Annotated in this window: 23 protein-coding genes; 12 read left to right on the top strand and 11 right to left on the bottom strand. The window is 61.0% G+C overall.

What is annotated here, in order from left to right; genetic code table 11:
- Positions 1-3: 3 nt before the first annotated feature.
- The 5 genes from gnd to EPO61_14030 form a co-directional block, all read right to left on the bottom strand.
- Entirely contained in the window at positions 4-897 is an 894-nt protein-coding gene (gnd, locus tag EPO61_14010) for a decarboxylating 6-phosphogluconate dehydrogenase (protein ID TAJ07088.1), read from the bottom strand.
- Between the two features lie 204 nt (positions 898-1,101).
- On the bottom strand, positions 1,102-1,920 hold the full coding sequence (locus tag EPO61_14015; protein ID TAJ07089.1) for a hypothetical protein: 819 nt from the start codon (positions 1,918-1,920) through the stop codon (positions 1,102-1,104).
- A 37-nt stretch (positions 1,921-1,957) separates the two neighbouring features.
- Positions 1,958-2,182: a hypothetical protein gene (locus EPO61_14020; GenBank protein ID TAJ07090.1), complete on the bottom strand. Its 225-nt coding sequence runs from the start codon at positions 2,180-2,182 to the stop codon at positions 1,958-1,960.
- Between the two features lie 78 nt (positions 2,183-2,260).
- Positions 2,261-3,289 carry a low-specificity L-threonine aldolase gene (locus EPO61_14025; protein TAJ07091.1) on the bottom strand — a complete coding sequence of 343 codons (1,029 nt, stop codon included), beginning with the start codon at positions 3,287-3,289 and terminating at the stop codon, positions 2,261-2,263.
- Positions 3,286-4,530, bottom strand: coding sequence for a hypothetical protein (locus EPO61_14030; protein TAJ07092.1), 1,245 nt, complete (start codon positions 4,528-4,530; stop codon positions 3,286-3,288). The genes EPO61_14025 and EPO61_14030 overlap by 4 nt, the downstream gene beginning before the upstream one ends.
- Positions 4,531-4,887: 357 nt before the next feature.
- On the opposite strand from EPO61_14030, the gene EPO61_14035 reads away from it, so the two are divergent.
- From EPO61_14035 to EPO61_14055, 5 genes are all read left to right on the top strand, one after another.
- Positions 4,888-5,724 (top strand): hypothetical protein, encoded by an 837-nt coding sequence (locus tag EPO61_14035; GenBank protein ID TAJ07093.1) that lies wholly within the window; start codon positions 4,888-4,890, stop codon positions 5,722-5,724.
- 113 nt (positions 5,725-5,837) lie between these two features.
- Positions 5,838-7,205 (top strand): glutamate-5-semialdehyde dehydrogenase, encoded by a 1,368-nt coding sequence (locus EPO61_14040; GenBank protein TAJ07094.1) that lies wholly within the window; start codon positions 5,838-5,840, stop codon positions 7,203-7,205.
- Between the two features lie 98 nt (positions 7,206-7,303).
- Positions 7,304-8,569 (top strand): class I SAM-dependent methyltransferase, encoded by a 1,266-nt coding sequence (locus EPO61_14045; protein TAJ07095.1) that lies wholly within the window; start codon positions 7,304-7,306, stop codon positions 8,567-8,569.
- Between the two features lie 108 nt (positions 8,570-8,677).
- Positions 8,678-10,585: a radical SAM protein gene (locus EPO61_14050; GenBank protein ID TAJ07096.1), complete on the top strand. Its 1,908-nt coding sequence runs from the start codon at positions 8,678-8,680 to the stop codon at positions 10,583-10,585.
- A gap of 83 nt (positions 10,586-10,668) precedes the next feature.
- Complete coding sequence (locus EPO61_14055; GenBank protein ID TAJ07431.1) at positions 10,669-12,528, top strand: radical SAM protein; 1,860 nt, start codon at positions 10,669-10,671, stop codon at positions 12,526-12,528.
- 97 nt (positions 12,529-12,625) lie between these two features.
- On the opposite strand, the gene EPO61_14060 is transcribed toward EPO61_14055, so the two are convergent.
- Entirely contained in the window at positions 12,626-12,871 is a 246-nt protein-coding gene (locus tag EPO61_14060; GenBank protein ID TAJ07097.1) for a hypothetical protein, read from the bottom strand.
- A 78-nt stretch (positions 12,872-12,949) separates the two neighbouring features.
- Between EPO61_14060 and EPO61_14065 the strand changes: the two genes are divergently transcribed.
- Positions 12,950-14,188 carry a hypothetical protein gene (locus EPO61_14065; GenBank protein ID TAJ07098.1) on the top strand — a complete coding sequence of 413 codons (1,239 nt, stop codon included), beginning with the start codon at positions 12,950-12,952 and terminating at the stop codon, positions 14,186-14,188.
- Positions 14,189-14,246: 58 nt separating this feature from the next.
- The gene (locus EPO61_14070; protein ID TAJ07099.1) at positions 14,247-15,179 is read left to right on the top strand and encodes a PhzF family phenazine biosynthesis protein; all 933 of its coding nucleotides are present in this window, start codon (positions 14,247-14,249) and stop codon (positions 15,177-15,179) included.
- A gap of 5 nt (positions 15,180-15,184) precedes the next feature.
- Here the strand turns inward: EPO61_14070 and EPO61_14075 are convergent, their stop codons facing one another.
- From EPO61_14075 to EPO61_14085, 3 genes are all read right to left on the bottom strand, one after another.
- On the bottom strand, positions 15,185-15,769 hold the full coding sequence (locus EPO61_14075) for a MogA/MoaB family molybdenum cofactor biosynthesis protein (protein ID TAJ07100.1): 585 nt from the start codon (positions 15,767-15,769) through the stop codon (positions 15,185-15,187).
- A gap of 25 nt (positions 15,770-15,794) precedes the next feature.
- Positions 15,795-16,121, bottom strand: a complete 327-nt coding sequence (locus EPO61_14080; protein ID TAJ07101.1) for a (2Fe-2S) ferredoxin domain-containing protein — start codon at positions 16,119-16,121, stop codon at positions 15,795-15,797.
- A gap of 100 nt (positions 16,122-16,221) precedes the next feature.
- Positions 16,222-16,665: a gamma-glutamylcyclotransferase gene (locus EPO61_14085; GenBank protein TAJ07102.1), complete on the bottom strand. Its 444-nt coding sequence runs from the start codon at positions 16,663-16,665 to the stop codon at positions 16,222-16,224.
- A 156-nt stretch (positions 16,666-16,821) separates the two neighbouring features.
- On the opposite strand from EPO61_14085, the gene EPO61_14090 reads away from it, so the two are divergent.
- Together EPO61_14090 and EPO61_14095 are read left to right on the top strand one after the other, a co-directional pair.
- Entirely contained in the window at positions 16,822-17,427 is a 606-nt protein-coding gene (locus EPO61_14090; GenBank protein TAJ07103.1) for a hypothetical protein, read from the top strand.
- 7 nt (positions 17,428-17,434) lie between these two features.
- Positions 17,435-17,932, top strand: coding sequence for a hypothetical protein (locus EPO61_14095; protein ID TAJ07104.1), 498 nt, complete (start codon positions 17,435-17,437; stop codon positions 17,930-17,932).
- Position 17,933: 1 nt separating this feature from the next.
- Here the strand turns inward: EPO61_14095 and EPO61_14100 are convergent, their stop codons facing one another.
- Positions 17,934-18,266, bottom strand: coding sequence for a Rieske (2Fe-2S) protein (locus EPO61_14100; protein ID TAJ07432.1), 333 nt, complete (start codon positions 18,264-18,266; stop codon positions 17,934-17,936).
- A 172-nt stretch (positions 18,267-18,438) separates the two neighbouring features.
- Between EPO61_14100 and EPO61_14105 the strand changes: the two genes are divergently transcribed.
- Positions 18,439-18,987, top strand: a complete 549-nt coding sequence (locus EPO61_14105) for an HNH endonuclease (GenBank protein ID TAJ07105.1) — start codon at positions 18,439-18,441, stop codon at positions 18,985-18,987.
- Positions 18,988-18,994: 7 nt separating this feature from the next.
- On the opposite strand, the gene EPO61_14110 is transcribed toward EPO61_14105, so the two are convergent.
- Complete coding sequence (locus tag EPO61_14110) at positions 18,995-19,447, bottom strand: hypothetical protein (protein TAJ07106.1); 453 nt, start codon at positions 19,445-19,447, stop codon at positions 18,995-18,997.
- A gap of 173 nt (positions 19,448-19,620) precedes the next feature.
- Between EPO61_14110 and EPO61_14115 the strand changes: the two genes are divergently transcribed.
- Positions 19,621-20,256: a bifunctional precorrin-2 dehydrogenase/sirohydrochlorin ferrochelatase gene (locus EPO61_14115; protein TAJ07107.1), complete on the top strand. Its 636-nt coding sequence runs from the start codon at positions 19,621-19,623 to the stop codon at positions 20,254-20,256.
- Positions 20,257-20,272: 16 nt separating this feature from the next.
- Positions 20,273-20,581, top strand: coding sequence for an MTH1187 family thiamine-binding protein (locus EPO61_14120; protein ID TAJ07108.1), 309 nt, complete (start codon positions 20,273-20,275; stop codon positions 20,579-20,581).
- The last annotated feature ends 423 nt before the right edge of the window (positions 20,582-21,004 follow it).

A 21,004-nucleotide genomic window follows, 5' to 3' on the forward strand; every position in this document is an offset into this window, starting at 1 on the left:
GTGTTATCGGCGGACCGCATGGCCGCCGAACGCGTTCCGCAGGGCCGCCAGCATCTTCTCGGCAAAGGTATCCTGCTGGCGGGATCGGAAGCGGGTGAAGAGCGCGGCGGTCAGCGTGGGAACGGCCACGTCCTTTTCAATCGCATCCAGCACCATCCAGCGGCCTTCCCCCGAGTCCTGCACATAGCCTTTTAATTGATCCAGGCGCGGGTCCTGGGCCAGGGCATCGGCGGCCAGTTCCAGCAGCCAGGAACGTACGACGCTGCCGTGCATCCACAGGTCGGCGATCTTGGCCAAGTCCAGGTTGTAGGTGCTCTTGGCCATCAGCTCGAATCCCTCGGCATAGCCTTGCATCATGCTGTACTCGATGCCGTTATGCACCATCTTGACGTAATGGCCGGCCCCATGGCTCCCCATATGAGCCCAGCCGTTCTCCGGGGCTAGCGTCGTGAAGATGGGCTCCAGGCGCTTGACCGGCTCCTTGTCGCCGCCGACCATCAGGCAATAGCCGATCTTGAGCCCCCAGATGCCCCCGCTCGTGCCGGCGTCCACATAGTGGATGCCCTTGGCCTTCAGGTCCGCGGCCCGTCGCACATCGTCGTGGAACTTCGTATTGCCGCCGTCGATAATGGTGTCGCCGGGCTTGAGCAGCGCCGCCACCGCTTGCACGGTCTCTTCGGTGGGCTGCCCGGAGGGAACCATGATCCAGACCGCCTTGGGCGCGGCCAGCTTCGAGACGAGATCGGCCAACGAGGTTGCGCCGACGCACCCTACGCCTTCCGCCTGTTTAACCAAGTCCGCCGTCCGGTCATAGACCACGACCCGATGTTTGTCCCGTTGCAGGCGCGTGACCATATTCATGCCCATCTTGCCCAGTCCGACGAATCCGAGCTCCATAACGATCCTTTCTCCGTCTGTGTTCGCCCGCCATGGCGGGGAGGGAACAGAAGACAGCTATCCCTATCCATCTTCTATCGGGCGCAATTCTAGCATACTTGAGAGGGGGAAACGGAAATGTTGAGGAGATCCAGGGGCCCTACAGGATGGTCAAAAAACCGTCAACGATGCGAGAACGAAGCGATAGGTTTTCCTGACATCCTGTTAATCGACGCGTTGGGGGTGGGGAATGTCATGAAACAGATGGAGCGCAAGATTCCGCCCGATGCCGAGCCGCTCGGGCATGGTCGGTGCAGCCAGGAATTGCTCGATGAGGTCCGCCAAAGCGGCGTCCCGCGAGGCGACAAACCGGAGCGTGTCGGCCGGTGCCGTCGGCCAAAACCCGCGGAGGCGGAAGAAGTCGTCCACGAGAGCTTCCAGGAACAGTCCCAGGAGATACTCAGCCGTGGCCGGTTGCTGGCTTAGATCCTCGACTTTGCCCAGTCGGTGGAAACACTCGGCCTTGAGGCGGATTTTCTCATGCATGCCGATCGGGGGAGGGCCGTTCCGGAACCGCTGGTTGGCTTTGTCGGTCAGCTTCGAGCCGGCCCCTTCGAGTTCGAACAGCACACGCGCCTTCCGGAGTAACGGTGGAAGACGGAGCACCAGCGCCAGATCCTGCTCGACCCCTTTATATTCCCGGTAGCGGATCTCCACCTGCCGGTTGGCCACGCGCACGATTTCATCCCCCTCGCCCTTACCCTTCACGAGAGCGATCAAGTCCACATCGCTGTGCGCGGTCCACGCGCGCCTGGCGCCGGAGCCGACCAGGAGCACGGCCAGAAGGTCGGCGCCTCGCCGTCCGCGGACATAGCGCAAGGCGGCCTCCAGCACCTGCTCCACGCCGGGAGGATCGGGCACCGGGGGCGCGTCGGGCACATCCGGCACCTCCAGGAGTTCAGCCTGCAGTTCCTCGCGAGAAGGCCGCTGCGCGAGCGGATCGCTGGCCGATTGTTCCGACGGCGGGGTCGACACGTGGTCCATTATATGTCCAGGCCTTTCTGCCCTGAGCGTGCGTCGTTCACGAACCGGTCACCTTGCGGATCTCCGCCTCGAGGGAGGCCAGCCACTGTTCGAACGGGAGGGTCTCGTCCACCACGATCTCCAGTTTCCCGTTCGGCAGTTTATGCACCAGTCCGGGACTGGCAGGAGAGAGGGGAATTTCCACCCACTCGCGCGACAATCCCAGCCGGTCCGTCAACTCTAAGATGCGATTGATCTGTGGAAACGTGACCATGGATATCATGGCGCATTCTAGAGAGGGGGTGAGGAGCCTGTCAAATCAACGACACGCCTTGGCTTCGCGCCTCACGCTTCACGAGTACTAGCGGGTGAGCACGCGGGAGAAAATTCGGCCCGCCTCCTCGATCGCCTGGGCGGACACATTCAGGTGGGTGACCGCGCGAAAACTCATCCCCCCGACGCTGTTGATCAGCAGGCCCGCCTGTTTCAAAGTCCCGAGGATTTCCGAGGAGGAGCGGGAAGGATCGGTGACCTCAAACACCACAATGTTGGTTTCGACGCCCTCTGCGTCGATGGACACGGAGGGAATCTTCCGGAGCTGCCCGGCCAAGGCCTGGGCATGTGCATGATCGTCTTTCAGCCGGGCGATGTTGTGCTCCAGCGCGTAGAGGCCGGCTGCGGCCAGAATGCCGGCCTGCCGCATGCCGCCTCCATACATGCGCCGGAGCGGTCGGAGCTTCGCGACCGTATCGGCATCGGAGACGATGATCGAACCGACCGGCGCTCCAAGACCCTTGGACAGGCAGAACGAGACGGTCTCGAAATGCCGGGCATAGTCGGCCGCCGGCACGCCGGAAGCCACCACGGCATTGAACAGCCGGGCTCCATCCAGATGCATGGGGATGCCGCGCGCAACGGCTATGTCTCTGATCCGCTGGATGGTCGGCAGGGGATAGACTGAACCACCGCCGCTATTGTGGGTGTTTTCCAGGCAAATAAGTCTGGTCTGGGGATTGTACGGGTCGTTGGGACGGATGGCCGTCAGGACTTGCTCCGGCTCCAGAATGCCGCGCTGTCCGCTCACCCAATGGAGCTGCACGCCAGCCAGGGCCGCGGCGGCGCCATGTTCGTATTTCACGATATGGGCGCGGCTGTCCACGATCACTTCATCGCCCGGCTGGGTATGGACCCTGAGGGACAGCTGATTGGCCATGATGCCGGTCGGCACAAAGAGCGCCGCCGCTTTCCCAAGCAAGGCGGCCGCCATCTCCTGCAAACGGTTGACGGTCGGATCTTCGCCGTAGACGTCGTCGCCGACGGGCGCCGTCGCCATCGCGTCCCGCATGGCTTGGGAGGGCTGCGTCACCGTGTCGCTGCGGAGATCGATCATGGGGTCTGACCCAGATGGCGCCGGTCTTCAAACTTGTACTGTTGCCGGCTCAGGACTGGGAGGACGGAGAAGATCGGCGTGTTGCAGGGGACCACCGCACTGTCCGTTCCGGGCAGCAATTGCAGGTGCATGTTCACGAAGTTGAAACTGAGCCCCTCCGTCCAGGCCTGAGTGACCGCCTCGGCATAGGCTTGGACCTTTTCGGTGGCATAGGTGCGCGTCAGTAGTCCCGCGCCCCCTTGCAAGCCATACTCGTGCAAGTCCGGCGCGCCCTGGACGAGGAGCGAGACCGATGCCGCGTCGAACCAGACCTTGAAGTTGCAGACCACCTGGATGTACGGCCCCAAGGCGTTCGTGGCATCCAGGAATGCGCGGGGGAGGCCGATCTCCATGGGCACATCCGACGGCAGCGGACGCTCGATCGATCCCAATTCCGTTTCCTTCACCGGAGAAGCGGAGACGAACAACAAGTTCGGATCGTCCAGGGCAATGTCCAGCACCTGATCGTCGTAGTAGCTGCAAAGCTTCCCCATCCCATAGCGGAGTGGAAAGGAATAACCCATCGTCGCGTACCAGATGCGGAGCGCGGCGTCCAGCGGTTCGTCCGGCTTGCGGCTGATCTTCAGATCGAAGGGGAGCATCAGATGCAATGCGCTGGTCCGCACGGCCATGAAGGGAGCGCAGGCGCCGGCAAACTCCTTGTGGACGGCGGGATTCTCCGGCTCGAACTTGCGGGCTGGGCCGGTGAAGTGCTGAGCGGTCTTGGACTCTTTGGTCAGCTTGTACTTGTTCTGATAGTAGGCCGACGCACGCTTTTGGGCTGTGTCCAGAAAGTAATCCGGCAGGTCGGTTTCGACGATGATGCGTTGCTTGTCGAGCGCCGTCGGGGCCTGCGGCCGATTCGACCGCATCGCTTCGTTGTAGAGGTCCAGCTCGGCAGTCGCCTTCTGGATCTCCTGGGTCAGGTGCTGTGCTAATCCCGGATCGGGGCAGGAGGTCTGCCGGAGCAGATGCAGGGCCCGTTGAAGGTAGTCGAGCTTGTGGCTGTAACGCTTCGGCTCGGCCGCGAAGGCCTCGGCGGTGGCCATGTAGAGGTTGAACTGCTCCTCTGGCAGGAGGCCGAGCTGGTCCAGGTCATGGTCCTTGATAAAGGCCATGGCCAGGGGCCCGAACGACTCCTCTTTCCTGATGCAGAGGGTCATCAGATAGTTGTATCGGGCGCGGGCTTCTTGTGATGTCATGTCGGCATTCTAAGGGAATCAGGAGCAGGGGAACAAGTGACCGAGGCCGGGCGGGAGGTTTTGTCGTCGTAGACGCCTCCGGGTGCACCCAACTACGCCTTGCGCGCTGGAATCCTGCAAACTCGGCCGGAACGGCCTCAGACAGTGCAGGCTTCTCCCTTGCCTGCAAAGAGCAAGGACGCGCGCAACGGCTAGTTGTGTCCCGCCCCCTCCGGCGATAGGCGACAAACCTCCCGCCCGGCTCACGGAAGCATCCAAGTTAGGATTATTGACAGTATTAGGAGAGAGGACTATAAGCAGGTAACCTGAGTCGAGGGCTGACCTGCACTGGATCTTAACTAAAAGTGGAGGCGGGTGATGGACAAGGGAGTGAAGAGATCTCTTCAACAGTATGCCCAGGTCTTTCAGGACGGCCGCCAGCGAGGCATCAATGAAGCAGATACGGTCATGTACCTCACTAAATTTTTCACTGATGTGTTGGGATATGATCTGTTTTCAGAGATTACAAAAGAATTCCAAGTACGAGATCGCTATTGTGATATCGCCGTAAAGATCGGAGGGCAGGTTAGATTCCTTGTGGAAGCAAAAGCCATGCCCTTACCGCTGGCAGACAGGCATATTGAGCAAGCAGGAAATTATGCGTCACGGTCTGGGATTCCATGGGTAGTCCTGACCAATGGCATCTCCTGGAGACTGTACCATTTAACCTTCGATGCGGGTGGAATTGAACATGACCTTGCTTTTGAAGTTGATCTCGCTCCCGAATCCGACCTTGAAGAGGCGTGGAGATGCTTGCACCTTCTCTCTCGTGAGAGCTTAGTCAGTGAAGGACTGGAAGACTTCTGGGCTCACAAGAAAACATTAAGCCCCGCGTCACTCGTTAAGGCTCTTTTTACTGAAGAAGTCTTGAATGCTCTCCGGAGAGATTTGCACCGTAAATCAGAGGTGCGCTTGGAGTTAACCGATGTTGCTGCTTCACTTCGGCGCCTACTTAACCCTGAGGTCCTGACTGAGGATATTAAAATACGCAAGGCCAGAAAAAAGAAAAAGAAAAGCGCTAAGACAGAGGGTCAAGGAGATGCAGACGGCAATGATCTTCAAGACCCTGAAGAAGAGCTAGCCGATGCAACAGATGAAGGCATGGCTGGCCCTGCATCAAATCAGGACGGCCCGCCAGCAGGGAACATTGACTAGGCGCCTCGCCCTCCCTTCCTTCTCAGCCGAGACATCCCACTCTTTTGACTGGCCTGAAAACTGCGTGCTATAGTCCCGCCACGGTCAGGCACTTCACGTTTCACGAGGACACCATGGTTGAAGTTCCGGTCAAGATGTATGTGGCGGCCCTCGCCAAAAAAGCGAAAGAGGCGGCGCGGGCGATGGCGCTCGTATCCGGTTCCGTCAAGACCAAGGCCTTGTTAGCCATGGCCGACCGCTTGGAGGCGGAAGAAGAAGCTATTTTTGAAGACAACCGGCTGGATGCGGAAGCGGTGGGCAAGAGCCTGACCGGTGACACCAACCGGGACACGGTGAAAGAAGCCGTGGATCGGGTCCGCTTTGCGGAGGATGCCGTCAAGGAGATGGCCAAGACCTTGCGCCAGGTCGCGGATATGCCTGACCCGGTCGGAGAGATGACCAAGCTTTGGCGCCAACCCAACGGAATGCAGGTCAGCCGCATGCGCGTGCCGTTGGGCGTCATCGGGATCATTTCCGACGGAGGGCCGCCGGTCACGACCGAGTGCATCGCGCTCTGCTTGAAGGCGGGCAACGTCAGCCTGGTGCGCGGAGGCCCGGAATGGGCCAAGTCCGGCGCCCGGGTGGCGACCATCCTGCGCGAGGCGGCGGAGGCGGCCGGTGTGTCGGCCGGGGGCATCACCTTCGTGGAACGCAACGAAAAAGACGCGGCGCTGGAGCTGCTCCGGCTCAACAAGCATCTGGACGCGATCCTCCCTCGGGGCGGGGCCGGCTTGCGCAGGACGGTCATCGAGCAGACCCGTCTACCGGTGCTGGGTCAGGACGTGGGCGTAAGCCATGTCTATATCGACGGGGATGCGGACCTGCCGCTAGCCCAGAACATCGTGGTGAACTCCAAGGCGCAGCAGCCGACCGCACCCAACGCCGTGGACTGCGTGCTGGTCCACCAAGCCGTGGCTCGGTCGCTCTTGTCCGCCCTGATTCGGCGCTTGCTGGACGAGTTTCGAGTGGAAGTGCGGGGCTGCCCTAAGACGATCGCCATGACCGGGTCTTTCGCCTTGCCCGGTTATATGAATCTCATCGCCGCCACGGACGACGACTGGGGAAAACAATTTCTGTCCAAGACGTTGGCGCTCAAGGTCGTGACGGATATGGACGATGCCTTGGCCCACATCGCGCAATATGGTCCCGGCCATACGGATACGATCGTGACCCGCGACTATACCTCGGCGATGCGCTTTATCCGCGAGGTGGATGCGAGCGCGGTCCTGGTGAACGCCTCCACGCGACTGCACGACGGGCAGGAGTTCGGATTGGGCGGGGGGCTGGGCGTCAATACCACCAAGCTGCCGGCGCGCGGGCCCGTGTCGTTGGACGAACTCACGTGCCAGAAATATGTGGTCATGGGCACAGGCCAACTCCGTCACCCCCATCCGGTGCCGGTGACCTATGAAGACGCGATCATGTTGAAACGGCCCTCGTAAGAAGCTGTCAGCGATCAGCAGTCAGCTTTTTCGAAATGAGCCCCGACAAACGCCTCATCATAAGCTGATAGCTGAAGGCTGATTGCTCTCCCGTCACCATGACCGGCCCAGACCTCCACTCTCTGCAAACCGGACTCGCCGAGCACCTTGCCTGGTGGGGATTGCGGCATGTCGAGTCCGACCGAGTCTACTTCGAGTGGCAGCAGGAGACTCTGTCGCCGGGCCAGCTGACATCGCTCCATCGGGCAGTGGAAGCCAAACAGGCCCAGCCCCAGCGAGCCGATCTGGAAACGGCGTTTTACGATCTGGCGGCCGATCCGTCTATCCTGCCGGTCCTGTACAGCCAACGCTATGAACTGTATCAAACCGTCGGCCCGCTGATCGCCGCCCTGTTGTCCGCCGAAGGTCCGGCGCAGGGGACGGTCCTGGATTTCGGCTGCGGGGTCGGGGTGCTGACGACCTTCTACGCCAAGGTCTTTCCGAGCCTGATGATCGTGGGGCTCGATCGCTCCGTCGCCTCGGTCAAGGCCGCGCAAGAGCGGGCCCAGGCCTTGGGACTCACGAACGTCCGATTTGAATCCCTGGATATCGAACGGGCACCAGTTCCCGGCCCCTTCGATGTGATCCTTTCGGTTCATGCTCTCTTACAAGCCGAGGGGGAGCCGGGCCTGCCGAGCCGGGATTGGACGACATTCGAACGTCCGCCTGGGACAGGTCCCCAAGAGGCGTTTGAACAGCGCACCGGATTGGGGCTCAGGCTCGACCGGCTCTGTGCCGTCCTGGCTCAGGAGGGGCTGCTCATTGCTTTTGAGAAGACCCGCGAATTGGCGAGGCGGGTTCCCTTCCAGCGCGCCCTCGCCGCCCGCGGCCTGATCCTGGCCAAGCCTCCGCTGCCGCTGCGGTATCGGATCATCGAAGAGGTCTCGGACGACGGGCCCTTATATGTGACGGGCCGGGGAGGGGCATCGGGCGAGGGCCATCCCGGAAACGAAGCCCAGCCCTGGGATGAAACCCCGGAAGAGCGGGGAGAAGCCATTGCGTCCGTTACAGAGTTGCTCGCGCAGGTGCGGGCCTCAGCCACCAGGGCTCCAGCCACCTCCCAGGCCCCCCTCTATGAAAATCACGAGGCTTCGGCTGAGTCGGTCTGGCTGGGTCTGCCGGACCGCCTGATCCGCCGCGAACAGACCTTTACGGCCCCCACCGGCGCTCAGGTTCACGTCGAACTCGGCGAGTCAGACGGACTCAGGTACCTCTACCAAGCCACGACCCTTGACCACCGCCAATTGGTCCTGGTCGAGCCGGCTCGGGCGGCCCTGCTGGAGGCCTACTATGCAGAACTGCTTCCCCAACAGCCAGACATGTAACCCTAGGAGCCGCCTTCTCAGTGCAAGTCCATGAAAATCAAAGGCCTTGACCAGGGGCGCGTGCACCGCCTAGAATGACCCAACATTCCGGGCTGGGGACTCTCTCCCATGCGCGTGCAATACTCCAAGGGGACGCAAGCCTCCGAGGAATTGATACAACTTCATCGGCGAACCTCCGAGGAGGCAGCCGGCGGGCGAAAGGTCAAAGTACTGTTGATCTTTCCGCCTGATTGGTATCCCTCCGAGCCCTACCTCAGCTTGCCCACGCTCACGTCCGTGCTCCGTGCCGCCGGCCATACCGTCGTCCAGAAAGACGTCAATCTGGAAATGTACGACTGGTACTTCAGCGAGGACTTCCTCAAGAAGGTGCTGCGGCGGGTGCCCCAGCAGTTGGACCGGCTGAGAAAGCTCGCCAAGAAGCGCGCCCTGGAAGAATGGGAACGGGACCTGCAACTGGCCCTCTGCGACCTCACGCGGGAACGGATCGCCGAGCTGGCCCGCAAGGCCGAAGAGGCCAAACGCATCGTCCGCAGCCAGGACTTCTACGACATCGACAAGCTCGAATGGGCCGTCAATACGTTTCGCGAGGTTACCGCGGCCATTTCGCTCGTCTATGCGCCGGCCCGCATCTGCATGCCGCCGATGGAGACCGATCTCTCTTATAAAGTCTACGTTTCGTCCGAGATCATGGACGCCGTGCAGGATCAGCAGGTCAACGTCTATCGCGACGTATTCGAGCACCTGGTCAAACCGGCGATCGAGGCCGAACGGCCGGACGTGATCGGCATCTCGATCGTGCTCCAGCAGCAGCTCTTCTCCAGCATGACCTTCTGCGCCCTCATCAAGCAGCATTTCCCCGACATCCACGTCACGATCGGCGGCAACACGGTGACGCGCTTGCGCGACCTGCTGCCCCAGTCGCCGCTCTTCGCCTATTTCGACAGCGCGGTCTTTTATGAAGGGGAAACGGCGTTCCTGCAACTGGTCGAATCGGTGGGGGCGGGGCGCAGCCTGGACGGCGTCCCCAATGTGCTCTACCGCGATGCATCCGGGGTGCACACCTCGACGCTGACCTACTCGGAAGACATGGAGGCATTGCCGCCGCCGGATTTCGATGGCCTGCCGCTGGACAAGTACTTTCTGCCGGACAAGATTCTGCCCTATTTGGCGACGCGCGGCTGCTATTGGGGCCGCTGCGAGTTCTGCGACCACGGCGAGGGCTACACGGCCGGCTACCGGACGAAGAAGATTCAGCAGATTCTGGACGAGGTGCAGCAGTTACGCGACAAGCACCGGGTCCGGCATTTCCACTTTACCGACGAATCCTATCCGCCGGCCCTGTTCCGCAAGCTCTGTCGCGGGCTGATCGAGCGCCGCATGGACATCGCTTGGACGACCCACATGCGCTACGAGAAAAGCCTGCTCGACGAACCGGTGTGGGAGGACGCCAAGCGGGCGGGACTCAAGTACCTGCACGTGGGCTACGAGTCGGGCAACGAGCGGGTGCTCAAGCTGATGGACAAGGCGACGACGACGGACGTGATCACGCGCAGCCTCCAACTGTCGGCCAAGGCGGGCATCTGGAATCACGCGATGGGCTTTTTCGGATTTCCCGGTGAGACCCGCGAGGAAGCGCTGGACTCCATCCGGTTCCTGGCCAAGAACAAGGACATCGTCCATTCCGTCGGCTTCGGCACGTTCGATCTCAGCCGCCACACGCCGGTGGCCAAGAATCCCGAAAAGTGGGGCGTGACACCCTATGTCAACCCCGAGTGGGACCTGGCGCTGGACTACTATTACACGGTCAAGCAGGGGCTCAGCATCGAGGAAGCGGAGCAGGTCTTCGAGGAGTTCGAGCGGAACCATCCGTCCAACTGGGACCTGCGGATTTTCATTCGGGAGTATATTTTCCTCTACGTCGCCCGGTTCGGCTTGAGCACATTGCCGGCGCTCCAATTCGACGCGGCGAAGGCCGGCTCCGGATCGCCCCCGTCGCTGGAAGCGAAAGTCTGTTGAGCATGAGCACGTTGCTGCACATTGACGGCACCATGCCCAGCGCGGCGCAGGCGCATACCGCTCCCGCCCGCAAGCTGAAGACCATGCTCCTGTTCCCCCCGGAATGGGTGCCGACGGCGCCCTACCTGGCCTTGCCCAGCCTCACCGCGGTGCTGCGTGAACAGGGGCATGAGGTCGTGCAGAAGGACATCAACATCGAGATGTACGACCACTTCTTCAGCGACTCCTTCCTGATCTGGGTCAAGACCCGCATGGCTTCGCAGCTTCGCGCCCTGGAGGACAAGGCCAAACACGCCTGGCTGACGGAAGCGGAAACCCAGCACAAAGCTTGCCTGACCGCCAAGGTCGATCTGGACGTCTTCGAGCTCATCGAACAGGCCCAGCGGGCCAAATCCATTGTGCGCGGGGAGGCCTTCTACCAGGCGGACAAGCTGGAATGGGCCCTGAATACCTTCCGCCAGGTGATGCAGTACATCTCGGCCGCCTACTATCCGGCATCGATCGTCTTCTATCCGATGGAGAGCAATCTCGGCTATCGGCCCGGCGTCTCGCGCGAAGTCCTCGCTTGCCTGGATGACGACCAGGTGAATGTGTATCGGGATATCTGCCGGCAACTCGTGCTTCCGGCAGTGAGCAAGGAGGCGCCGGACGTGGTGGGGGTTTCGATCGGCACGCAGATGCAGCTCCTGGCCGGGCTGACCTTCTGCAAGATGGTCAAAGAAGCCTTCCCAAACATTCATGTGACGGTCGGGGGCAACGTGATCACCCGCCTGCAGGAAGAGCTGCCCCGGCAGGAACGGTTTTTCACCGAGGTCTTCGATTCGGCCATCATGTACGAGGGCGAGCACGCACTGTTGTGGCTCCTGGAGGCCCTGTCCGGAGGACGGGCCATCGAGTCCGTGCCGAACCTCATGTATCGGGACGCAACCGGCATCCACGTCAACAAGGAAATCTATACGGAGAAGACCGCGGCCTTGCCGCTCCCGGACTTTGAAGGGCTGCCCCTCGACCATTATTTCTCGCCGGTCCGCATCCTGCCGTACCTCGCCACCAGAGGCTGCTACTGGGGCCGCTGCACGTTTTGCGATCACGGACAGGGCTATTTCGACCAGTACCGGGGGCTGCCGGCGCAGGACGTCGTCCGCCAAGTCAAGGCATTGAAGGAAAAATACCAGGCCGAGCATTTTCTCTTTGCCGACGAGTCCTATCCGCCGGCCCTGTTCAAGAAAGTCTCCCAACTGCTGGTCGAGCAGAACGTCGGGATCAAGTGGACCACGTTGATCCGCTTCGAAGAAACCCTGCAAGAACAGGACATGAAACTCGCGGCTCAGGCCGGCTGCTGCACCCTCTATTACGGCATGGAGTCGGCGAACGAGCGGGTGCTGGGCCTCATGGACAAGCACGTCAAGAAGTCTATCATCGCGCGCAACCTCAAGGACGCGGCCCAGGTCGGAATCTGGAACCACGTCATGGCGTTTTACGGATTCCCGGGGGAGACCCGCGACGAGGCGCTGGAGACCAGGCAGTTCGTCCTGGACAACCAGCCGCAGATCCATTCGGTGGAGCTGTTCTACTTCGTGGCCTATCGACACACGCCGATGGTGCGCAAACCGGAACAATTCGGCATCACGATCCACAAGCAGGACGACTATGATCTGCCGCTGGATTATTATTACACGCTGAACGAACCGGTCGGGCTGACCTGCCTGGACGCGATGCAGCTCTGCGAGGAGTTCTATCAGAACGACTTCGAGCCCTGGGCCGTGCGGGTGAATGCCCGCGAACACGTCTTCCTCTACATTTCCAAGTACGGCACGAACTGCTTGCCGCAGATTTATGCGAAGACGAAGAGCGGCGATGAGGTTTCCGGTCTCGTCACCTGGCCGGTTGCGCGGGGGGAGGAAGGCGACATGGCCCGCGTGGTCAGCCACGCGGTTTCATAGAGAAGAAAAGAGCCGATGGCTAATGGCATATAGCAGGAGCCGACTACCTTCCGGCCATAAGCCATACGCCATATGCTCTTTTCTGTTACATCGGCCATCAGCTCTTGGATGTTTCTTCAAGCCAGGCGGCCAGGACTTTATAGGCCGCCTGGATTTCTTTCGTCATGGCCTCGCCCTTCTTGTACATCTGCATGTACTTGCGCGGGTTGTTCGTGAGGTTGGCATAACGGTGCGGATGCCAGGTCGCCAGCAGTTCTTTCTTTCTCGCCTCCAGCTGTTCTCGTGTCGGTTTTTCCGTCAGCCCGAAGGTTTGCAACGCCCGGATAATGTCTTCTTGCGCCACGTTGGCTCCAGGTTACGCCATATGTGAGCGGGGAGTCTGACAAACCTTTTCCACCTCTGTCAATGAGGGCCAGATTCGATGAACCGCCCGCTCCCCATCCTCCAGCCGGCCAAACTCCTTGCGGGGAAGGATTACCGCGAGGTGCTCAACCAGGAGATGGATGCGGGGAAGATCCCCATCAGCCTGGGGAAAAACTGTCCGGTCAAGTGCGAGTTCTGCTACGAGACGGACCATTCCTACCGTGAAACCCTGGAGCCGCCCAAGACCACCCAGGAAGACTGGGCCTACATCCTCGACTACCTCAACAAGAAGCCGACCGATCCCGCGCAATTTTGGTGTCTGGGCGGAAACGAGTACATGGAGTGGACCGACCTCTTTCTGCACCCCAAGGCCATGGAATGGGTCGAGGATTTTCTCAAGCACACGGACAAGAACCTGACCTTCTTCACCGTTGGCTTCGTCCACGTGCCCAAGATCCATCAATTGGCCGCCCAATATCCGGGGCGGATCAATTTCGAGCTGTCGGTGATCACGCTCGGAGACTATCGGCAACGGCTGATGCCCCATGCGCCGGCGGTCAAACACTTGCTCAAGGTCCTGGACGGCCCGGCCGTGTCGTCGGCCAACTTCTACAGCTTCGGCGACCAGACGATGTCGAGGGATGCGGCGATGATTTCGGAGGTCAATCAGAAGTGCGTCCTCTGGATGGGCTGCCTGACCCCGGTCCGCGGGATCAAACCGGAGACGGCGGACCTGATGCGGCAGGGCCGGAAAGCATTGCCTCAGGAAGCCCGGCGCATCTACGACTTGGGCCTGCCGAATATGACGACCATTCACACGGAGGCTTACATTACCGCCTTCCTGAACCGTCGCCGCATCGTCAATGAGTTCGACAAGCTGGAGTTGGAGAAGAAAGACACGGTCATCGTGGCCGGCAGCGTCTACAAGATTCTGAACCTGTACCGGAAGCGGCGGGCCCGGTACCTCTATGTGCCGAATACGACCTTGGGCGGGGATTCGGACTGCACGGTGCTCCTGACCTTCGACGATATCGCCAGGCGGATTACCAAGGAGAAGCTCGTCCACATCCCCAAGTGCGTCATGCAGTCGGGGCGCGGACCCTATCGGGACATCGCCGGCGTCTCGCTGGACGATTTCATAAAAAAAACCGGCGTCAAGGTGAGAGTCCTGCACAAAATCGACACCAACTTCGCCAACCGGCAACTGTACCGGAACGGATTTCTGAAGAACTACGTGGAAGACTACCTCCGCCACCCCTTGGCGCAATCGTACGAAGCCCTCTCCGTCCCGGCCTGACCCACGCCTTGGCGGCGTTGACAAGCGTGGCCGCCTGACCTAGAGTACGACTCGACCTATGAGTCCGGATCGCCGCAGCCTCCAGTTCTATCAAGCCGATGTCTTCACCGATTTGCCCTTCGGGGGCAATCCGGTGGCGGTCGTTCCGGACGGGAGCGACCTCAGCGACCATGAGCTCCAGCAAATCGCGCGGGAAATGAACCTGTCCGAGACGGTCTTCGTCCTCCCGCCCACCGATCCTGCCGCCGCCATCAAGCTGCGCATTTTTACGCCCTCCCAGGAGATTCCCTTTGCCGGACATCCGGTCTTGGGGACCTTCTTCGTGCTCGCCACCTTGGGGCGGCTGTCTCTCAAGGGCCCGGTGACGCGCCTGCTCTACGAATGCAACATCGGCCTCTTTCCCGTCGAGGTCCACGTCCGCGACGAGACCATACTCCGAGTCGTGATGTCCCAGCCGAAGCCGCAGTTTCTCGGGGCGATCGAGCCGGTCCAAGACTTGTTCGAAGTGGCTCAGGCGCTCGGCCTGACCAAGAGGCAGATCGACGGCACGAAGCTGCCGGTGGAGGTGGTGTCGACCGGCTTGCCGGTCATGATCGTGCCGGTCAGGACCCTCACGGCGGTCCGCTCGATCAAGCCCGATGCCAGCGCGATCACCGAACTCTGCGCACGATACGGCGCCAACGGCATGATGGTGTTCACCACGATGACGGTGGAGGAGGTGTCCACGGTCCACACGCGCATGTTCGCGCCGCCGATCGGCATTCCCGAGGACCCGGCCACCGGCAGCGCCAGCGGGGCCCTGGGGGCCTATCTCGTGCAAAATGGAGTGGTGGATGTGGGCCCGACCAGCACGATCATTGCCGAACAGGGGTATGAACTGGACCGCCCCTCGCGCATCATGATTCAGGTGGAATCGGACGACGATGCGATTCAGGAGGTGAAAGTCGGCGGGCAGGTGGTCATGGTCCTGCAAGGGACGCTGACGTTCTAACCGGACTACTTCGTGATTTCGCGGAGCATGTGCCCCAGCTCCGGCAGGACGAGCTTCTCCATGGCCAGGCGGACCGCCCCTTCGGAGCCGGGGGTGGAGATGACGATCCGGTTCTTGTAGAGGCCGGCGGTCGCACGGCTCATGATGGCGGCCGAGCCGATGTCCTGATAGGTCAGGTAGCGGAAGATCTCGCCGAAGCCCACCAGGCGTTTTTCGAGCAGGGTATCCACCGCCTCAAAAGTCGAATCGCGCCGGGAGATGCCCGTCCCCCCGTTGATGAGCACCGCCTGGATGTGCTTGTTGCGCGCAGCCTGCTGAATGAGCGCGGTGATCAGCTTCGGCTCGTCTTTGACGAGATGGTAGGCCACTACCTCATGGCCGGCTCCCTCCAGCTCCTTCCGAATCAGCCATCCGCTGGTATCGGTCTCCGGCGTCCTCGTGTCGCTGCAGGTAATGACCATGCACCCGACACGGGTCGGAGCCTGCTCCTTATGTTCCTTATGGGAGGGAAGGGAGACCTGCGGCGACACAGAACGCCGAGGCCCGGAGGATTTCTTCGGCTTGGAAGCCTTGCGACTATGCTTGCCCATCGCCCGTGCAGCGCCGAACAGCTGGTCAGCCCCAGACCGAGTCCGGTTTGAGCTTGGCCACCGGCTGGCCCTTGCCGATATGTTCATCCAGAATGGCCGGCACGTCGGCCTCCTTGACCTGCGAGTACCAGGTTCCGTCCGGATAGACCACAACGGTCGGGCCTTGCTCGCAAGGCCCCAGGCAGGCGGAACCGGTGACCAGCACCTGGCCAGGCTGAACGCCCCGCTCCATCAAGCCCATGTTGAACGCCATCAGCAACCCCGGCGAGCCAGCCGCGCCGCAGGAGGGCTTGGGATGGCCGGGAGGCCTGGTGTTCGTGCAGACGATAATGTGATATTTCGGCTTCGGCATTATGTCTCCTTGGTTTGCAAGAAACTGTCAGCCTTCAGCTCTCCGCATTCAGCTTGTTGAAGAAGAACTGACGGCTAATTGCTGATAGCTGTGTGCCGTCTCATTTCGGCATGAACGAGCGCCACCGCTCGATACATTCTTCGGGCAACTTCCAGTACTTGGCTCCTTTGAGCACCCACTCCAGATAATGTTCCTTGGGCTTGAACTTGCCGATGGGGGCGGCCACATGGGTGTTCACCAGCATTTTCTCCCCTTGCTCGCCCACCACCGTGACCTGCAGATGACGAAACGCCCCGTCGGGCACCTCGCCCTCGAACTCGTCCATCAGCTTGAGATCTTCTTCGGTCACCTCCAGCACCACGCCCCAGACCTGTTCGCCGGGGGAGGGAGCCACGCTGGCCAATCCGCATCGCCACTGGGACGACCAGCGGCAAAACTGAAGAGCATGGTCGGGCAGGTACGCCTTACAGACGAACTGGTGCTCGGGCGCCCGGCGCTTGAGTTGGGTCGGATTCAGATTGTCCGCATACACGAAAAATTTCATGGTTGTGCCGTGAGTGGGCGCGCAGATGGGCTCTGTGCAAGCAGAAGCAGTTGTACCACAAGGCCTTCCGGCCTTGTCAAGGCCGGTATGGGCTGTGGCCTGATGTTGCCGCTGGATGCGTTGACATTTCTTCGAAGAGGCAGTTAAGCTGATTCCATGGGGATCCGCCGGGCCATGATGATCGGAGGTCTCCTGCCGGCCTCGCTCTTGATCTGGGCGGCGGTTACGCCGGCTTCCGGCTGGACTGCGGAATACTACAGCTGGATTGATTCATCCGGCACCTTGGTGTTGACGGATGATCTGAGCGGGCTCCCTCCCTCGATGCCATCCACGTCCGTCTGGACGTATAAATTCAGGGACCGGCCCTCGACCTCGACTTCCAACCACACTCAAGCCATGAACAGCAACGCAGCATCAAGTATGCAGGAGTCGGCGCCGGCCAGCGAAATCGCGAGGCTGGCTCCGCCGACCGAATCACCCGGCGAGGCCCGGACAGACTTGCAGGGCCAGATGGAACAAGCAAACAATCAACTCGCCTTGGGCCAGGCCTTGACGCTGGGTGTTCCCTTGCTCGGCAGCTCACGACCCGGCCAGAGTTTTCCATTCGGCTCGATGGTGATCCCTCCTGGCCCAGGCGGATTGCAGCAGCGTTTGCGGGAGCTGCAAGCGTTTCAAGCCCACTCCTTCTCCCATCTTCCAATGCCTCATGCCAAGCCGGGATCTCGGCAGGTCGTAGCCGGACAAGGCCACGGCCATCGCTAGCCCTACGATGCAGCCGGAACACAGCGACGCGACTCAGGCGGCCGGTTCATTCTCCACCAGCAAGGTGCTCCATTATCTTGCCGTCGGTCTGCTGGTCCTCGGCGGCCTTGCCTACTGGGTGATGAAACCCCCAACGGCCAACCCAATGGCCGACCCGCGAGCCGCCGAGGCGATGGCGCTCGTACAAACCCATCGGGCCAAGCAAGCCCCCACGCTCCGTCAGGCGCTCACCGAGCGGGTGCAAGGGATGGCGGCCCGCGGGAAAGGGGTCCGCATGGGTGAGTGGACGGTTGAGAAGAAGCGCGACGACCTGTATGTGGTGAAAGTCTTTGTCCGCGAGGAGGGGAGCCAAGGCGGAGGGCTGCGCTGGTTCGAGCGGGACTATGAGTGGCAGGTGGACCTGACGAAACAGTCCGTCGTGCCCATGTCCATGCCCGCGGAAGACCTCATGCCCCCTGGGGCTGCCGGCCCTCTGCTCCGCGGAGGCGGACCGGCGGGCCTGTGAGTTAAGGCCCGATGCCTTCCGTTTCCGGAGGGACTTGCACCACAATTTCTCCCTCCACAATCTGCACCACATACCGGCTGACCGTCAAAACAGGATTCTCCGGCCGTTCGCCCGTGCAGACGTTGAACCGCCAGCCATGCCAGGGACATGTCACGATGTTGCCTTGCAACGTCCCTTCCCCCAGCGGGCCGCCAGCATGGGGACAGCAGTTATCCAACGCATAGATCGTTCCCTCGACATTGAAAAGCGCGATGCCTCGCCCCTCGGCCTCAACCGAGAGACAAGCGCCAGGCGCCAACTCGTCCACCTTCGCCACCTTGACCCACTGAGCCATCATCGCCTCCTCAATGGCCGCCCAGTCTAGCCAGTCGGAGCGGAGGCTGCAAGGTGCATAGCCGCCGTGGACGTGCCAAGGGATTGATTTTACAGCAGGACTATGGCATAGAGTAGAGCAGTGAAAGCCTTGGTTCGGCACTGTCGACTTGCGGGGTAACCCAGGAGGACAGATGGAACTGACGCTGCTACTGAACTCGACCTACGAACCGCTTCGAGTCGTCACCTGGAAAAAAGCCATTACGCTCCTCTGGCAGGAGAAGGTGGAAGTCCTGGAAGTGTACGACCGGGACATCCAGGGGATTTCGATCTCCATCAAGCTTCCGGCCGTCATGCGGCTGCTCAAGCTGGTCAAGTTGAAGGACAGTCACCGGGCGGTCAAATTTTCCCGTATTAATATTTTTACGCGCGACGGCTATACCTGCCAGTACTGCAGCCAGAAATTCCGGACCGAGGACCTGACCTTCGACCACGTCGTCCCCATCGCCAAGGGGGGCAAGAAGACCTGGGAAAACATCGTCACGGCCTGCTGGCGCTGCAACAACCGCAAGAGCGGACGGACGCCGGACGAAGCCAGCATGCGGCTAATCCGGAGGCCGGTCAAGCCGCGCTGGAATCCCGTGATCACGATCACGATCGGCATCAGGAACGCACCGGAAAGCTGGCGGGACTATCTGTACTGGAACCTGGAACTGGAGGCGGACGCACCGGAGGCAGGCTAGTATTCCTTTAGTACTCCTTGTCGATCACGATCGCCACTTCCCGCGATCCCACCAAGGTTGGATTCTTCGCAAACTTCCCTTCCAAATCTCCCGGCTGCGGCGGCCCGGCCTGGCCGTCCCGGTCGATGCGAGCCAGCACATCCACCATCCCGCGTAATTCCGACCCGCTTGCCATCACGTCCTGATTGGTAATTTCGAACGAGACCGGAAACGTCGGGTTGTCGATACGCTTCGCCGCCAGGGGACGGGGCGCTCCCTGCGGCCTGCGAACGATGACGAACAGCACGTCCGTCGGGCGGACTTTTGACGCCAAGGCCGGATCGATTGTGACCTGTCCGGCAATCACGCCGCTGCCCGACGGTTTTTCGCACCCGTGCGCCAGCCCCATCCAAGCGGCCAAACCTGCCAGGGCAATCACGCCGCCGGCCATCCCGATCACCCGCATTGTGCCTTCTGCCACCTGCGTCCTCCTTCACGTCAGACCCAACCAGAACAGCCAACGCGGCGCATTATACAAGCCGGATCGGGGAATAGAAAGGGAGCTTCCTCCAGGCAGGGAGGCTGTTGTATGATACGCGCCGGCAAGCACCAACGAGGGCATACAGGTCTTGAGATGATGGGTAGGGAGGAGCAATGGCAGCCAATCCAGGGTTTCAAGTCTCACTCGATGTAAAAGGACGGTCCTGCGTGGTCTTGGGAGGCGATGACGAAGCCTCCGACAAGGTGGACCGCCTCTTGGACAGCGGCGCCAAGGTCACGGTGATCAGCCCCACCTTGAACGACCACCTTCGGAAACTCACGGCGACCGCCAAGATCCTGCACCGGGTCCGGCTGTTTCGTTCAACCGACGCGCAGGGCTGCTTCCTCGTCGTCAACACCCTAAGGCACGATCAGGACTTTTCCCGTTCCCTCTACGAACTGGCCCAGAAGGAGCGGTTTCTGCTCCTCGCGTCAGACCAGCCTGAACACTCGACGGTGATGCTTCCCGCCGTGGCCAAGCGGGGTCATTTGCGCCTGGCCATCAGCACCAGCGGCGTGGCGCCGGTCCTGGCCGGCAAAATCAGACAGGATTGCGAGCAGCTCTTCGATGAGGAGTTCGAGCGATTCCTGGAATGGTTGGCCGTCATCCGGGATGAAACCAAGGCTGCCGAGCCGGACGCGGAGCAACGTCGCGCCAAGTTGCGCGAGGCCGTCGAAGGCTTCAAGCTCAGCGGCACCATTCAATACCCGAAAGCCTGGCTCAATGCGCGCCGGCAACAACAAGCCTGATTGGAAGGAGCGATACATGGTCCTCTTGGAATTCAGCATGTCCCCGCTGGGCAAAGGGGAGAGCGTCGGCAAGTACGTGTCGCGATCCCTGGACATCATCGACAAGAGCGGGGTGGACTACCGGCTCAACCCGATGGGCACGGTCCTGGAAGGGGAGTGGGACGAGGTGTTCGGGGTGGTGCGCAAGTGTTACGAACGGATGAAGAAAGACTGTGGCCGCATCTCCTGCACGATCAAGGTGGATTACCGCAAAGGACACAAGGGACGCCTCGCCGGCAAAGTCGCCAGTGTGGAGAAAAAGCTCAAGCGAAAGCTCAAGACCTAGCAGATCGCAACGGCTGGCGACGGGAGGACAGTCGGCATCCCTTCACTACAAGCCATGGGGCACAGAGACGGGTGACAAAGGGCGGGCAACTCAGGCGTCGGCCTGATGCGATGATCTCCTCAAGCTAGCCGCACCATACCGTTGGCAGGTCGCCTCAACGGACGACCGGAGCCCGGCGACCTGCACCCTCTTGGCTATTAAACTTGCTTTGCCCGCCAGACCGAACGCCTTCGTGCCCATCCCTTCCACCCGCGTCGAGAATAAAAAAGAACGAGCAGGGACAGGCCGCTTGTAGGCCTGTCCCTGTTCCTAATCCCATCAAGATTAGATTCTTCCCCAACAGGAATCGTTATTGTGCTCGGCTGGCTGGTTTGGGAGGCCAGCCTTTTCCCCTTTGGTCATCAGGTAACTTCTCGATTGGAC

It is taken from the genome of Nitrospirota bacterium (assembly GCA_004296885.1).
Lineage (GTDB): Bacteria > Nitrospirota > Nitrospiria > Nitrospirales > Nitrospiraceae > SYGV01.